At 28.5% G+C, this 15978-nt stretch carries 14 protein-coding genes; 8 read left to right on the forward strand and 6 right to left on the reverse strand.

Annotation, left to right across the window (positions count from 1 at the left end; genetic code table 11):
- Window positions 1–124: 124 nt before the first annotated feature.
- A complete protein-coding gene (gene uvrC / locus Q0352_RS13820) occupies window positions 125–1909 on the forward strand; it encodes an excinuclease ABC subunit UvrC (RefSeq protein ID WP_299528451.1) in 1785 nt (594 codons plus the stop codon).
- Window positions 1910–1911: 2 nt separating this feature from the next.
- Window positions 1912–4095 carry a patatin-like phospholipase family protein gene (locus Q0352_RS13825; RefSeq protein ID WP_299528454.1) on the forward strand — a complete coding sequence of 728 codons (2184 nt, stop codon included), beginning with the start codon at window positions 1912–1914 and terminating at the stop codon, window positions 4093–4095.
- A gap of 46 nt (window positions 4096–4141) precedes the next feature.
- On the opposite strand, the gene Q0352_RS13830 is transcribed toward Q0352_RS13825, so the two are convergent.
- Together Q0352_RS13830 and Q0352_RS13835 are read right to left on the reverse strand one after the other, a co-directional pair.
- Window positions 4142–5692 carry a ribonuclease E/G gene (locus tag Q0352_RS13830; RefSeq protein ID WP_299528457.1) on the reverse strand — a complete coding sequence of 517 codons (1551 nt, stop codon included), beginning with the start codon at window positions 5690–5692 and terminating at the stop codon, window positions 4142–4144.
- Window positions 5693–5969: 277 nt separating this feature from the next.
- Window positions 5970–6260, reverse strand: a complete 291-nt coding sequence (locus Q0352_RS13835) for an HU family DNA-binding protein (protein WP_299528460.1) — start codon at window positions 6258–6260, stop codon at window positions 5970–5972.
- 132 nt (window positions 6261–6392) lie between these two features.
- On the opposite strand from Q0352_RS13835, the gene mutY reads away from it, so the two are divergent.
- The 5 genes from mutY to Q0352_RS13860 are packed head-to-tail and all read left to right on the forward strand — an operon-like array spanning window position 6393 to window position 10872.
- Entirely contained in the window at window positions 6393–7433 is a 1041-nt protein-coding gene (gene mutY, locus Q0352_RS13840; protein ID WP_299528463.1) for an A/G-specific adenine glycosylase, read from the forward strand.
- Window positions 7434–7472: 39 nt separating this feature from the next.
- Window positions 7473–7913 carry a single-stranded DNA-binding protein gene (locus Q0352_RS13845; RefSeq protein ID WP_299528466.1) on the forward strand — a complete coding sequence of 147 codons (441 nt, stop codon included), beginning with the start codon at window positions 7473–7475 and terminating at the stop codon, window positions 7911–7913.
- A 22-nt stretch (window positions 7914–7935) separates the two neighbouring features.
- Complete coding sequence (gene gldE, locus Q0352_RS13850) at window positions 7936–9252, forward strand: gliding motility-associated protein GldE (RefSeq protein ID WP_299528469.1); 1317 nt, start codon at window positions 7936–7938, stop codon at window positions 9250–9252.
- Between the two features lie 9 nt (window positions 9253–9261).
- Entirely contained in the window at window positions 9262–9816 is a 555-nt protein-coding gene (gene gldD, locus Q0352_RS13855; RefSeq protein WP_299528472.1) for a gliding motility lipoprotein GldD, read from the forward strand.
- Window positions 9817–10872, forward strand: coding sequence for a COX15/CtaA family protein (locus Q0352_RS13860; RefSeq protein ID WP_299528475.1), 1056 nt, complete (start codon window positions 9817–9819; stop codon window positions 10870–10872).
- Window positions 10873–10921: 49 nt separating this feature from the next.
- Here Q0352_RS13860 and Q0352_RS13865 read toward each other — a convergent pair whose 3' ends face one another.
- Window positions 10922–11128: a hypothetical protein gene (locus tag Q0352_RS13865; protein ID WP_299528478.1), complete on the reverse strand. Its 207-nt coding sequence runs from the start codon at window positions 11126–11128 to the stop codon at window positions 10922–10924.
- 59 nt (window positions 11129–11187) lie between these two features.
- Window positions 11188–11541, reverse strand: a complete 354-nt coding sequence (locus tag Q0352_RS13870) for a cation transporter (RefSeq protein ID WP_299528481.1) — start codon at window positions 11539–11541, stop codon at window positions 11188–11190.
- Window positions 11542–11632: 91 nt separating this feature from the next.
- On the opposite strand from Q0352_RS13870, the gene Q0352_RS13875 reads away from it, so the two are divergent.
- On the forward strand, window positions 11633–12505 hold the full coding sequence (locus Q0352_RS13875; RefSeq protein ID WP_299528484.1) for a DMT family transporter: 873 nt from the start codon (window positions 11633–11635) through the stop codon (window positions 12503–12505).
- Between the two features lie 52 nt (window positions 12506–12557).
- On the opposite strand, the gene Q0352_RS13880 is transcribed toward Q0352_RS13875, so the two are convergent.
- On the reverse strand, window positions 12558–14612 hold the full coding sequence (locus Q0352_RS13880) for a pitrilysin family protein (RefSeq protein WP_299528487.1): 2055 nt from the start codon (window positions 14610–14612) through the stop codon (window positions 12558–12560).
- Window positions 14613–14626: 14 nt separating this feature from the next.
- Window positions 14627–15946 (reverse strand): pitrilysin family protein, encoded by a 1320-nt coding sequence (locus Q0352_RS13885; RefSeq protein ID WP_299528490.1) that lies wholly within the window; start codon window positions 15944–15946, stop codon window positions 14627–14629.
- Window positions 15947–15978 lie beyond the last annotated feature (32 nt).

The following is a 15978-nucleotide window of genomic DNA, read 5'->3' on the forward strand; positions in this document are numbered from 1 at the left end:
ATTTTTAAATATTCCGCAAAAATACACATTTTTTTAAAGTAATAGTTCTTATAATTCAATCTATTAAAAGAAATGATTGATTCAATAAAAAGTAGTAATTTTATTTTTTAAATAGACTTATTTTTTGGAATTAGAAATTCAAATAAAAACCTTACCAACACTTCCTGGTGTTTATCAATATTATGATAAAAACGGGACTATTTTATATGTAGGAAAAGCAAAAAACTTAAAAAAAAGAGTTTCATCTTATTTTACTAAAAATCATGAATACGGCAAGACCAAAATATTGGTAAAAAAAATAGCCAATATTAAGCACATTGTTGTTGATACAGAAACTGATGCTTTGTTGTTAGAAAACAACTTGATTAAAAAATACCAGCCACGTTACAATGTTTTATTAAAAGATGATAAAACGTATCCTTGGATTTGTATTAAAAAAGAACGATTTCCAAGAGTATTTTTAACTAGAAATGTAATAAAAGATGGCTCTGAATATTTTGGACCTTATACTTCAGTTAGAACGGCAAAAGCACTGTTAGATTTAATTAAAGAATTGTATTTGTTACGTAGTTGTAATTATGATTTAAGTGAAAAAAATATTGAAGATCAAAAATACAAAATATGTTTAGATTTTCATATTGGGAATTGTAAAGGTGGTTGTGAAGGCTTACAAACTGAATTAAGTTACAACGAAGATATAGGCGCAATTAGAAATATTATTAAAGGAAATTTTAAAGAGTCTTTAAAGTTATTTGAAGATTTAATGATGCGATATGCGAATGACATGGAGTTTGAAGAAGCTCAAAAAATAAAAGAAAAAATAGCATTGTTAGCAAATTACCAAGCAAAATCTACGGTTGTAAATCCATCAATAACAAATGTTGATGTTTTTTCAATTATTTCAGACGAAACTTATAGTTACGTTAACTTTTTTAAAATTATCAACGGCGCAATTATTCAATCCTATACAACTGAAATTAAAAAGAAATTAGACGAAACAGATAAAGAGTTATTGGAATTAACAATTGTAGAAATTAGGCAGCGATTTAACTCACAATCTAAAGAAATTTATGTGCCTTTTGAAGTAGATTTAGGTGAAAATCTAAAAGTAACAATTCCTAAACTTGGCGATAAGAAACGAATTGTAGATCTAAGCCTTAGAAATGCCAAATATTATAGGCAAGAGCGTTTTAAGCAAATTAAAATTGTGGATCCTGATAGGCATGTAAACAGAATTATGGCTCAAATGCAGAAAGATTTACGATTAACAGTTGAGCCAAGACATATTGAATGTTTTGATAATTCAAATATACAGGGAACAAATCCGGTTTCAGCTTGTGTGGTTTTTAAAAACGGAAAGCCAAGTAAAAAGGATTATAGACATTTTAATATTAAAACTGTTGAAGGGCCCGACGACTTTGCTTCAATGGAAGAAGTAGTTTTTAGACGTTACAAGCGTTTGCTTGAAGAAGGACAAGATTTACCTCAGTTAATTGTAATTGATGGAGGAAAAGGACAATTATCAGCTTCATTAAAAAGTTTAGATGTATTAGGTTTAAGAAATAAAATTGCAATAATAGGAATTGCAAAAAGGTTGGAAGAAATTTATTATCCAGAAGATTCAGTACCAATGTATTTAGATAAAACGTCTGAAAGTTTAAAAATAATTCAGCAATTAAGAAACGAGGCGCATAGGTTTAGTATTACTCATCATCGAAATAAAAGAAGTAAAAATTCTTTAACGAATGAGTTTGAACAAATCCCAGGAATTGGAAAGCAAACTATTGTATCTTTATTGAAACATTTTAAGTCAACAAAAAGAGTTTCTGAAGCTTCATTTGAGGCTATTGAAAAAATAGTTGGAAAAAGTAAAGCAACAAAAATTGTAAATTATTATCAAAAAAAATAACAATGAAAAAGCTTCTAATAATAACTTTTCTATTTTCTATAACTTTTGTTTTTTCACAAGAGATTAATGAAAAAAAAGATATTAAAGTTGGACTTGTACTTAGTGGAGGAGGGGCAAAAGGTTTGGCTCATGTTGCTGTTCTTAAAGTGTTAGAAGAAGCAGGTGTACGTGTAGATTATATAGGAGGAACAAGCATGGGGGCGATAGTAGGTTCGTTATATGCTTCAGGTTATAATGCTAAGGAGCTAGATTCTATAGTTAAATCCATTAATTTTTATAAACTTTTAACAAATGATTTACCACGTAAATCAAAACCATTTTACGAAAAAGAAAATGGCGAAAAATATGCTTTGTCCTTACCTATTAGGGGTAAAAAGGTAGGAATTCCAAGAGCTTTATCAGAAGGGCAAAATGTATTAAATCTATTAACTGAATTAACTCAACATGTTAATAATATCAATGATTTCAGTGAGTTACCCATTCCGTTTGTATGTATAGCAACCAACTTAGAAACAGGAGAACAAGTAACATTAAATAAAGGATTTTTACCTGAAGCAGTGAAAGCAAGTGGTTCATTTCCAACATTGTTAGCACCTGTTATGATTGATGGAAAATTATTAACAGATGGAGGTATTGTCAATAATTTTCCTGTTGATGAAGTAAAAGCTATGGGAGCAGACATTATTATTGGAGTTGATATACAAGGAGGTTTAGAAGCTAAAGATGAATTAGATTCAGCAGTAAAGATATTAGACCAAATAGTTGGCTTTCAGATGTATAAAAATTCAGATTCTAAATATGAGAATGTTGATTTATTAATTCAACCAAATGTTGACGATTATAATGTAGTTTCTTTCGATAAAATGGATGAAATAATGAATATAGGAGATATTGCTTCTCGTAAAAAGTTTGATGAATTAAAGGATATTGCAGATAAACAAATTAAAAAAGAAACTAAAAGAATTAGTCTTACACATTCTCAAAAATTTCACATTAAAAGAATTGATATAGAGGGGAATACGCATTATTCAAGAGCTTATATATTAGGGAAATTAAATTTAAAGAAGACAGATACAACAAGTTATAGGCGATTAATTGAAAGTATAAATAATTTAGCTGCTACAAGTAATTTTGAAAATATTCAATATAGAATATTAGATGAAAAAGATGGAAGTGTTGTGAAATTTAACGTAAAAGAAAGTGGAATTTCAAATTTTTTAAAATTAGGAGTACACTATGACCACTTATATAAAACAGGTATTTTGTTAAACACAACAGCAAAGCATGTTTTTTCTAAAAATGATGTTCTTTCTGCAGACCTTATTTTAGGAGATAATATTAGATATAATTTTAATTATTTTATAGATAATGGTTTTTATTGGAGTTTTGGGATAAAATCTAGATATAATTTTTTTAATGCCGGTGTGAATTTTGAAGAAGGGAATGTAAATAAAATTAAATTAGAATATGAAGATTTCACAAATCAAGCTTATTTTCAAACAGTATTTAGTAGAAAATTTGCGCTTGGAATAGGATTAGAACATAAAAAAATTAAAACATTTTCTGAGACAATTTCAACTGAAGAGGCTAATAGTAAAGCGCATTATTTGAATTTGATTTCATATATTAAATTAGATACTTACGATAAAAAGTACTTTCAAAAAAAGGGCTTTTACCTAAATGTAGATTTCAGATGGTACTTAAGTTCTTCAAACGCCAATATAAACTTTGTTTCATTTTCTCAATTAAAAGGAAAATTAGGAATGGCACATACTTTTTTCAATAAATTAACAGGGCATTTTATTTCAGAAGCAGGTATTACCATTGGTGATAATGATAATAGAGTTTTAGATTATAATGTTGGTGGTTATGGTGAAAATTATATAAATACGTTTATATCATTTAATGGATATGATTTTGCAGAACTAAATTCTAATTCGTTTTTAAAATCGGCTTTCACACTTAGGTATGAGTTTTTACCTAAAAATTATATGTCTGCAACTGCTAATTATGCAAGAGTTGAGAGTGATTTATTTAATGAAGGTAAAATTTTCGATAATACTAAATCGGGTTATATGGTAGGGTATGGTTTGGATACTTTTTTAGGACCTGTAGAAGTTAATTATTCGTGGTCACCAGATCATAAGGAAAGTTATTGGAATTTTAACGTTGGGTATTGGTTTTAAAAAAAGCCCTGCATAAAATGCAGGACTTTTAGATATTGTAAATGCCTTATTTAATTAATTCACCTTTATCATCGATAAAATCAAATTTTAAATATTGGTAAGCATCTCTCGGTAAAATTTTAATCCACTTTTTATATTTTATAAACCATCGTTGCTGAATTGATGGAATTCCTTTTTTTAGATAAGCTGCAATAAAAGGATGTACATTTAGTACAATCTTTTTATGATCTTTTAAAATAATAAGCTTATCAAGTTCCGCATTTATTGTATCTAATATTACAATAGGTGCTTCAACTTCTCCAGAACCACTAGGATTTGGTTCTTGAGTTTTAATCACCATTTCAGGTCGTACTCTTTGTCTAGTAATTTGAATTAAACCAAACTTACTTGGAGGGAGTATTTTATGCTTTGTTCTATCAAATGCCATTTCAGCTTTTAAATGATCATATAACTTTTGTCTATGTTCAGCTGTGTGCATATCAATAAAATCAACAACTATAATACCACCCATATCTCGCAATTGTAACTGCCTAGCAACTTCTGAGGCTGAAATTAAATTAACTTCAAGCGCTGTATCTGCTTGTGATAATGCTTTATTTGAGCGATTACCACTATTTACATCAATTACGTGAAGTGCTTCAGTATGTTCAATTACCAAATAAGCTCCTTTACTCATTGAAACTGTTCGTCCAAATGATGTTTTTATTTGACGTTCAATTCCAAATTTTTCAAAAATTGGAACGGTTGATTCATATAAATTTACAATAGACTCCTTTTCTGGAGCAATTTCTTGTAAATATTCTTTAATTTCTAAAAACAAAACTTCATCGTTTGTAACAATGTTTGTAAAAGAGTCATTAAATAAATCTCTTAAAATTGAAGAGGCTCTGTTTAATTCACTTAATACTTTTACGGGTGTTTGTTGTGTGTTTACGGATTTTACCTTTTTACACATTGCCACCCAACGCTCTAATGAGTTTTGTATATCTCTATCAAGTTCTGCAACTTTTTTATTAACAGCTACAGTTCTTATAATGACACCAAAACCTTTAGGCTTAATGCTTTTAACAAGTCTTTTTAAACGTTCTTTTTCTTCTAAATCAGTAATTTTTTGTGATACTGAAACTCTATCAGAGAAAGGAACTAAGACCATATATCTACCAGCAATAGATAGTTCAGAACTCATACGAGGTCCTTTGGTAGAAATTGGTTCTTTTACAATTTGTACTAATGAATTTTGTCCTGTTTTTAATGCGTCAACGATACTTCCATTTTTGTCGATATCGTTTTCTAATTGAAAATTGTTTAAAGTGTAATCTTTAATTTTACCTGTGCTAATACCTTTTATAAACTTGTTTAATGATAATAATTGTGCCCCTAAATCTTGGTAATGTAAAAAGCCGTCTTTTTCGTAACCTACGTTAACAAATGAGGCGTTTAAACCAGATAAAACTTTTCCGATTTTAGCTAAAAAAATATCTCCTACAGAGAATTTATTTCCATTTGTTTCTTTGTTAAGGGCTGTTAATTTACCATCTTTTAATAAGGCAAAATCAATATCAGAGGAGTTTGATCTAATAATTAATTCCGTTTTCACTCTGAATTGTTTTTATGTTCAAGCGTTTAAACTTAAACTATTTATAATTAGTTTTTACAGGATTTGTACCCAACAATATTTACAATAAAATTGTAAATATCTATTTCAATGAACTTTAAATTATAAAGAAAAAAGTAAGCTTAGCTTACTTTTTCTTTTTGTGTCTATTCGCTCTTGCTCTTTTTTTACGTTTATGAGTAGAGATTTTTGCTCTTTTTCTTTTTTTACCACTTGGCATAATAAAAGGATGTTTTTAAGTTAATAAATTATATTGTATCTATGATACACTTACTTTAGTTTTTACTCCTTCTACAAATACTTTTGCAGGTTTAAAAGAAGGGATATTGTGTGCAGGAATTTTAATAGTTGTATTTTTTGAAATGTTTCTTCCTGTTTTTTCAGCTCTTGTTTTGATAATAAAACTACCAAATCCTCTTAAATAAACATTGTCACCTTTTTCTAAAGATACTTTTACTTCGTCCATAAACGCTTCAACAGTTGCTAAAACATCTGCTTTTTCTATTCCAGATTTGTCTGAAATACTTGATACGATTTCCGCTTTCGTCATTTTTATTATTGTTATATATGTTATTATAAAATTAAGACGGCAAATATAGGATTTATAAATCAATTTTAAAAAGTTAATTCATTAAAATTTAATCAATTAAATCTTGTATTATTGCGTTTTACAAAAAAACGGATGAAATTTTCTAATCAACTAGTATTATGGTACTTAAGTAATAAAAGAGATTTACCTTGGAGAGCTACTGTAAATCCATACAAGATTTGGTTGTCCGAAATTATTTTACAGCAAACTCGAGTTGACCAAGGGATGTCATATTATCTTAAATTTATTGAGAATTTTCCTACTATAAATGAGCTAGCTTCTGCTTCAGAAGAGCAAGTATTAAAATTATGGCAAGGGTTAGGCTATTATTCAAGAGCAAGAAACTTACATTTTTCAGCAAAATATATAGTTTATGAACTCAATGGCGAATTTCCTTTAACTTATAATGAGTTAATTAAATTAAAAGGAGTTGGAGATTATACTGCCTCAGCAATAGCATCTATTTGTTTTAACGAAGCAACAGCTGTAGTTGATGGAAATGTTTACAGAGTATTGTCTCGTTATTTTGGTATAAACACTACTATTAATTCAACTAAAGGAATTAAAGAGTTTAAACAATTAGCTCAACAATTATTAGATTCTAAAAATTCGGGAACCCACAATCAGGCGGTTATGGAATTTGGAGCTAGAATGTGTAAACCTCAAAATCCAGAATGTGAAACCTGTCCATTAAGTAATAGTTGCGTAGCATTGGATAAAAAACTGATTAAAGAACTTCCTGTAAAAGAAAAAAAGATAACAATAAAAAAAAGGTATTTTAACTATTTAGTAATTCAAACTGAAGATAATAGGACTAAAATTGTTAAACGAAATAAAGGTATTTGGATAAATCTATATGAGTTTCCTTTAATTGAAACACAAAGTGAAATTGAAGAAAATCAACTCATTGAACATGAGAAGTTTGAAGAATTGTTTGAGAATATATCCACATCAATTAAACTTTTTAACAAAGACATTATAGTACATAAATTATCTCATCAGCACATTTACACTAAATTTTGGGTGGTAAATACTCAATCTTCAGAAGATTTTACACTTTCTTGGGATACTATTAGAAAATATCCAGTTTCTTCATTGATAGATAATTTTATAAACGAATATAAAACACACTGAATTTTTTAGTACTTTTGATATATAAATGAATTATAAATTATGGCTGGTACAATTAACAAAGTAATACTTATTGGGCATTTAGGAGATGATGTTAAAATGCACTATTTTGAAGGTGGTAATGCTATTGGACGTTTCCCTATTGCAACTAATGAGACTTATACTAACAAGCAAACTGGAGAAAAAATAACATCTACAGAGTGGCACAATATTGTTGTTAGAAATAAATTGGCTGAAATTTGCGAAAAATATTTAACTAAAGGTGATAAAATTTACTGCGAAGGCCGTATAAAAACACGTCAATGGGAAGATGATGCTGGAAATAAAAGGTATACTACTGAAATTCATGTAGTTGATATGACATTTTTAACTACTAAAAAAGAGTTAAATGCACCACAGCAAGCACCTACTACAAAAATAGAAAAAGCGGCTACTTCTGAGCAATCAATAAATGATGTTGCAGATGATGACTTGCCTTTTTAAGTTTAACTAAATTGAAATTATATTGGACCCTGAACCCACATTTTTACTTATTTTATTTATTGAAAGTATTGATTATTGGTTAATATCAAGTGTATTTGCACTTATTTTACTTTTGTTGCTTTCTGCTTTAATTTCCGGAACAGAAGTTGCATTTTTTTCATTAACGAAAGAAGATATAACCAAAGCTTCTGGATCTAAATCTAACATACAAAAGCTTGTAGTTAAATTATTAGAGAATCCAAAAGAATTACTAGCAACCATACTTATTTCAAACAATTTTATTAATATTTTAATTGTTTTAATATTTGCATACATAGGAGATACTGTATTTGCTCAAATCTCTTCCGATGTATTGAAATTTGGGATTGAAGTTATTTTAGTTACTTTTTTAATTTTGTTGTTTGGTGAAGTTTTACCTAAAGTATATGCCACAAGAAACTCGTTAAAATTCGCTTCTTTTATGGCGTATCCAATTAAAATTTTAAACTCGTTACTTGCTATAGTTAGTATTCCTTTAATGAACCTAACTAATGTTGTTGAAAACAGACTCGGCAAAAAACAATCAAATTTATCTGTAGAAAAATTATCACAAGCACTTGAATTAACTTCAAATGAATCTACAACAAAAGGCGAACAAAAAATATTAGAAGGTATTGTAAATTTCGGGAATACGGAAACAAGTCAAATTATGATTCCTAGAATTGATATTTTTGCGCTTTCAGTTACAGAATTATATGAAGATGTTGTTGCTAAAATTGTTGAAAAAGGGTATTCAAGAAACCCTGTGTATAAAGAAAATACGGACGAAATTATTGGTGTATTATATGCGAAAGATTTGTTACCTTATTTAAATGAAACAAATTTTAATTGGCAAAAACTAATAAGAGAACCTTATTTTGTTCCTGAAAATAAAAAATTAGACGATTTATTGAAAGAATTTCAAGAGAAGAAAAATCATTTAGCAATAGTTGTTGATGAATATGGAGGAACAAGTGGTATTGTAACTTTAGAAGATGTAATTGAAGAAATTGTTGGTGATATTAGTGATGAATTTGATGACGAAGAATTATTATATTCAAAATTAGATGCAAATAATTACTTGTTTGAAGGAAAAATTAACTTAAGAGATTTTTATAAAATTTTAGAAATTGAAAATTCAGAATTATTTGAAGACCATAAAGGGGAATCTGAAACGGTTGCTGGGTTTATTTTAGAGGTTTGTGGAAAATTTCCGAGAAAAAATGAAATAATAAAATTTGCGAATTGCGCGTTTAAAATAGAGTCAATGGATAAAAAGAGAATTAAACAAGTTAAAGTTACAATCCAAAGAGATATTTAAAACTGTATAATGAAAAAATTTAGTGTAGTAATAATTCTTGCTGTTTTTTTATTTTCTTGTGGAAATGAAATTGTTCCAAAGCCAAAACCCTATTTAACGCTAAAATATCCAATATCTTCTTATAAAAAAATTGAAACAAATTGCCCGTACAGTTTCGAAATTTCGAATCTAGCAAATATTAATTTTAAAAATAATTGCTGGGCATCTATAGAATATCCTCAGTTAAAAGCCACTATTCATATTTCTTATAGAAAAGTTGAAGGTAATTTAAATGAAATTTTAAAAGAAATAGAAAAACTAACTTTTGAACATACCATAAAAGCAGATGCAATTCCTGATTATAGACCTTTTGAAAATTTAGATGAAAAAGTTTTTGGAAAATTGTACAATATTGAAGGAAATGTAGCAACAAATATTCAATTTAGGGTAACAGACAGTGTGAAAAATGTACTTTCAGGCGCATTGTACTTTTATGCAAAACCTAATTATGATTCAATTGTTCCTGCAATAAAATACTTAGAAAAGGACATAATTCATTTGATTGAAACTTTAGAATGGAAATAAATGACAACAAACAATTTTAAATACACAAAGATAATTAGAAGTTGGTTGATAGTTGGATTAATCATGTTAGTTGGGCAGGTTATTTTAGGTGGAATTACGCGTTTAACAGGTTCAGGGCTCTCAATAACACGTTGGGATATTATTACAGGTATTATTCCTCCATTAAATGCAGAACAATGGGTTAAAGCGTTTGAATTGTATAAAGAAACACCTCAGTTTCATAAAATAAATTCAATGTTTACTATTCAAGATTTTAAATTTATTTATTTCTGGGAATACTTTCATAGGCTTTGGATACGATTATTAGGATTCATTTTCTTAATTCCATTTATAATTTTTGTTTTAAAAAAACAATTAGATTTTTATTTAGTAAAACGGTTAGCATTGGTAATTTTATTAACAATACTAACGGCATCTGCTGGTTGGATTATGGTGCAAAGTGGTTTAGTGAATAGACCTTGGGTAAATGCCTACAAACTTACAATTCATTTTGTATTTGCCATCTTAGTGATTTGGGCAATGCTAAAAACAATTGCTGATGTTTACTTGCTAAGTTCTAATAAAGAAAATCTTAGAAAACCAATAGTATCAGTTGTTGTAGCTATCACATTTTTACAAATGGTTTTTGCTGGATTAATTGCAGGAATGAGAGCAGGGCTGTATTACCCAACTTGGCCTGATATGAATGGAGAATTTATTCCCAGTGTATTATTAAAATCGAGTAATTGGAATTGGGGAAATATGATAAATTACGATAGTTATTTATTTGCTCCAGCATTTATACAGTTAACACATAGAATGTTAGCTTATTTATTAGGTGGTTTAACTATTTATATGTTTTTTAAATTAAAAGGTAAAGTTGAAGAAATTTCAAAAAAATGGTTAGTTATTTCTTTAATTTTAGTTGTAGCTCAAATAGTTTTGGGAATTCTTACTGTATTATATGTAAAAGGACAAATACCTTTGTTTTTTGGTGCTAGCCATCAATTAGTAGGATTGCTATATTTTATGAGTTTATTATTTTTATATTACTCATTAAGAAAAAAGAAGGCATAAAAAAAAGCTTCAATTTATTGAAGCTTTTTTAAATTTTTGAAGATAAAAATTATTCTTTTACAGCTTCAATTACTTCGTCAATTACTTCTTCAGTTGCAGTTGCAAGACTATCAACAGCTACTTCAACTTCTTCTACTACAGGTGCAACAACTTCTTCAACAGCAGGAGCAACTTCTTCTACTTTCGGTGTTTCTTTACAAGAAATAGCAATAACACTTACTAAAGCGATTGCGATTAAAAATTTAATGTGTTTCATTTTAGATTGATTTTTATTTAAAGGCAAATTTAAGACAAATTTATGACAATTAATTTTTTTTATTTAATTTCTTCAATAATTTTTTTAAGGTCAGTTGATTTGATCACTTTATATAAATCACCACCTGCAATACCATTTATTTTAGCAATTAAATTTTCTTTACTTAGTTTGTTTTCATCATACGTAAATTGTCCTTTTTTCGCTTCAAAGCTGACCTTTGAGTAAGTTACACCATCAACTTTAGATAATTTAGATTCAATTAATCTAGCACAACCAATTTCACAGGTCATTCCTTCAATTTCTACCTCTAAGCTCTTAAAACTGGCTGCAACTTCAATTATTCCCTCTTTTTTTGTTTCATTGCATGCTAACAACACAAAAGATATGATGAATACTGTTATATATTTTTTCATAATTGATTTTTATTTGATTTAAAAGCAAATTTATAAACTAATAATTTTTAAAACGAATAATTATACGATTTTTGCACTTTAATTTGATTAAATGGAAAATAAAAAATTACGTTGGGTTTATTTAATTGCACTTTCAATTATCTGGGGAAGTTCATTTATTCTAATGAAAAAAGCACTAATTGGTTTAACTCCAGTACAAGTTGGTGCGCTTAGAATCTTAATTACATCCTTATTTTTATTATTAATTGGATTTAAACGATTACTAAGAATTAAAAAAAGGCATTGGTATTATTTAACTTTAAATGGTTTTGTAGGTACATTTTTTCCGGCATTTTTATTTGCCTATGCTATCGAAAAAATTGACAGTTCAATAGCATCAATACTAAACTCGCTTACACCATTAAATACCTTAATTTTTGGGGCTTTAATTTTTGGTTTTGGATTTAGAAAAAGACAGTTAATAGGTGTTTTAATTGGATTGGTTGGGACTGTATTATTAATTTTAAAAGGAGCTGAGCTGAATCCGAATCAAGATTATTTTTACGCAAGTTTTATTTTAATTTCTTCAGTGGGGTATGCATTAAATGTGAATATTTTGAAGAAATATTTACATGATTTAGATGCATTAAGTATTACCGTTGGAAATTTTGTTTTATTAATTGTTCCAACTTTAGTTGTGTTATGGTTTACAGATTTTTTTACTACGTTTGAAATCACAGAATCAAGTAAAACTTCAATTTTATATTTAGTTATTTTATCAGTTATAGGAACTGGTATTGCAAAAATTATGTTTAATCGATTAATTCAAATATCGAATCCAATATTTTCTTCATCAGTTACTTATTTAATTCCCATTGTAGCTATTTCATGGGGTATTTTTGATGGTGAAAAAATAACCATTATTCAATTTGGGTCGGGTTTTATAATCTTATTGGGGGTATATTTGGTAAATAGATCTAAATAAAAAACGCCTCAATTTCTTGAGACGTTTTTATAATTATTGTTTGTTGTAATTTTTATTCAAAATCGGTATCTGAAACACCTTCATTTACTTTAGCATCAATTAATTTAAATTCAACTTTTTGAGGACCTAAACTTCCTGTTTTTGTACCTGGAAATTTAATACCGTTAAATTCTTTATAGTCACTAAATAGAGCTTCTTGGTTTTGAGTTTGCCCCTGCATTGTTATAGTCTGCGTTTCTTTAACTTTTAACCCAGTTGCAATATCAAAATAAATGGAAGAAGAAACTATAGTTCCTTTTGTTGAAATTACATAAGCTTCTTTGCCGTCAATAAGTTCTATTGCTGTTAGCTCTGAATTTTCATTATTTAATAACCCCATTTCTAAAAAAGTACCAAGAGTGTATATCATTTCTTTAGACATTCCTTCAGGTAATGGTTGTTTGTTCATAAAAACTCCTGCTTCAGTCATTATAACTTTCATCATAACGTTTCCGCCCATACTTGTTTCATTAGCATATTTTGTACCTGTTCTTTTTTCAGTGCTTACAATGGTATTTCCCATGGCGCTTGCCTCGTAAGTAACTAAAGTGCTTTCTAATGCTTTAGCTTTTTCTGCGCCACCAATTGCTTCAAAATAACTATCAATTACAGTTTGTTTTGTAACTCCAACCGGAATTGGTTTTGTCATTTCTGGTTTTTCAGTTGCATTAGCATCTTTGTCGAAATAATTTATTTTGTATGGTAGTTTCTCTAGATTTGGTAATATATCTATCGCTTTACCAGTAATAATAATTCTTGCATTGTCTGCACTAAAATATTTTTGTGCAACACGCTGAACATCTTCAATAGTTACAGCATTAATTTTAGTTAAGTAGGTTTCGTAAAAATCTTCAGATAAGTTATTAGTTTGAATGTTTAGGGCATATCTAGCAACTGTTTCAGGTTTTTCAATATTTCTAACAAAACTTCCAACATAAGTAGCTTTTACAATTTCTAATTCTTCAGCTGTTACGTTAGCTGTGCGAATTTTTGTTAATTCTAGCATTGTTTGAATCACAGTGCTGTCTGTAACTGAATTTCTAACTTGTGCTCCAGCTGTAAATAATGCAGCAGTATTTTTGTCTGTTCGAATACCTGATCTTGCACCATAAGTATATCCATGTGCTTCACGTAAGTTCATATTAAGGTAGCTATTAAAATCGCCTCCAAAAATTTGGTTAGCAAGTAAAACAGCGTAATAATCACTATCTGTCATTTTAAAATCAACAGTGCTTAAAACTGTAACGTCAGATTGTACTGCGTTAGGCATATCAATAAAGTTGATTTCTGTTTCAGCAACATTATTAACAACTGGTATTGAGTATGCAGGTAATTCTCCCTTTTTCCAATTGCTAAAATGTTTTTTAACTAATTTTTTAACTTCTTTAAAATTTACATCACCAACAATTATTAAATAAGCATTGTTAGGTTTGAAATAAGAGTTGTAAAAGTTTTGAACATCAGCCAAGGCAATATTTTCTATAGTTTCTTTAGATGTAAATTCACCATAAGGGTGGTTTTTCCCATAAGCCAAAGCAGATTGTACTCTACTAGAAATAGTTGCAACACTTTTTTCGCCAGATTTAATTCCGTCTAATAAAATATTAACTTCCTTGTCGAAATCTTCTTGAGTGAAAATAGGGTTTTGAGAACCGTCAGCCATTAATTCTAGAATTCTTGGAAAATATTTAGACAATGCATTTAATCTAGCTCCTTGGCTTGAAAATGACAAATTGGCTCCTAAATAGTCAACTTCTTCATTGAAAGCATCTTTACTAATGTTTTTTGTTCCAGAGCCTATTAAGCTACCTGTTAAACTAGACACACCCGCTTTATCTCCTTCAAAAATTGGATTGTTATCAATTGTTAAAGTTGCAGATACACGTGGTAACTTATGGTTTTCAACTACTAATACTTTTAAACCATTTTTAAGTTCAAAAGTTTCAGGTTTTCCTAAATTAATTTTAGGTGAAGGTCCTGGTTTTGGTTGAACTGATCTATCTATTTGTGCAGATAGTGACAGTGTCAAAAATAAAAGTGTTATGATTGATATATATTTTGTTTTCATGTGTTGTTGTGGTTTTACGCTTTATCTTTTTTTGGTAAATAATCTAACACTAATCTTTGATTAGGGTTTAGATATTTTTTAGCAATTTCTCTAATTTCTTCTTTAGTAATTGAATTGTAAATTTCTATTTCGGTATTAATTAAATTTACATCGTCATAAAGCATATAGAATGTAGCTAATGAACCTGCGATACCTTCAACACTTGAATTTGAATTTACAAATTGATTCTCAAATTTATTTCTTAATTTTTGAAGTTCTTTATCAGAAATTAACTCTGTTTGAATTTTTACAATTTCTTCATCCATTTCATCAACTAAATCATCTAATGTGTTTTCTCCTAAAGGAAGTGCTAATACAATATAAGCTCCATATTCTTCTAGTGAAAAATTAAATGCGGCAATTTGCATTGCTTTTTTCTCGTCATCTACTAATTTTTTGTACAATCTAGAACTTTTTCCATCGCTTAAAATAGTTGAAATCATATCTAAAACTCTAGCGTCTCTTGTAGTCATTGCAGGAGTTCTATATACTGTAAAAACTGCTGGGATTTGAATATTTGGATCTTCAAAAGTTGTTTTAATTTCTTCTGTAATAGGATCTTCTTGTATCACAGTACGAGTTATTTCAGCTCCTCTTGGGATAGTTCCAAAATAATCTTCAATTAATTTTTTTGCAGTTGTTGTTTCAAAATCACCAGCAACAACTAAAACAGCGTTATTAGGTACGTAATATTTTTTATTAAAATCTTGAAATTCTTGCAATGTTGCTGCATCTAAATGATCTAAAGACCCAATAGTTGTCCACCTGTAAGGATGTTTTTCAAATAAGTTTTTAAATACTTCACCATTCCATTGCCCATAAGGAGAATTATCAACTCTTAATCTTTTTTCTTCTTTTACAACTTCATTTTGTGTGTCTACACCAATTTGGTTAATTACTGGGTGTAATAATCTTTCTGATTCCATCCATAAACCAAGTTCTAAATTATTTGAAGGGAAAACTTCATAATAATAGGTTCTGTCTTGATTTGTATTCGCATTATTAGTTCCACCATTAGATGACACTATTTTAAACCATTCACCTCTTTCAATATTTTCAGTTCCTTCAAACAATAAATGTTCAAAAAAGTGTGCAAAACCAGTTCTTTCAGGGTTTTCATCTTTTGCTCCAACATGATACATTACCGATGTTGTTACTAATGGTGCAGAATTGTCTTGATGCAAAATTACATGCATACCGTTGTTTAAGTCATACTCTTCAAAAGTTACTTTTTGTGCAAATGTGTTTACACTAAAAAATAACCCTAAAAGGCTTAAGAAATAAATTTTTCTCATAGTTATTGATAGGTTAAATTAATTAATATTGC

It is taken from the genome of uncultured Lutibacter sp., assembly GCF_937891065.1.
Taxonomy (GTDB): Bacteria; Bacteroidota; Bacteroidia; order Flavobacteriales; family Flavobacteriaceae; genus Lutibacter.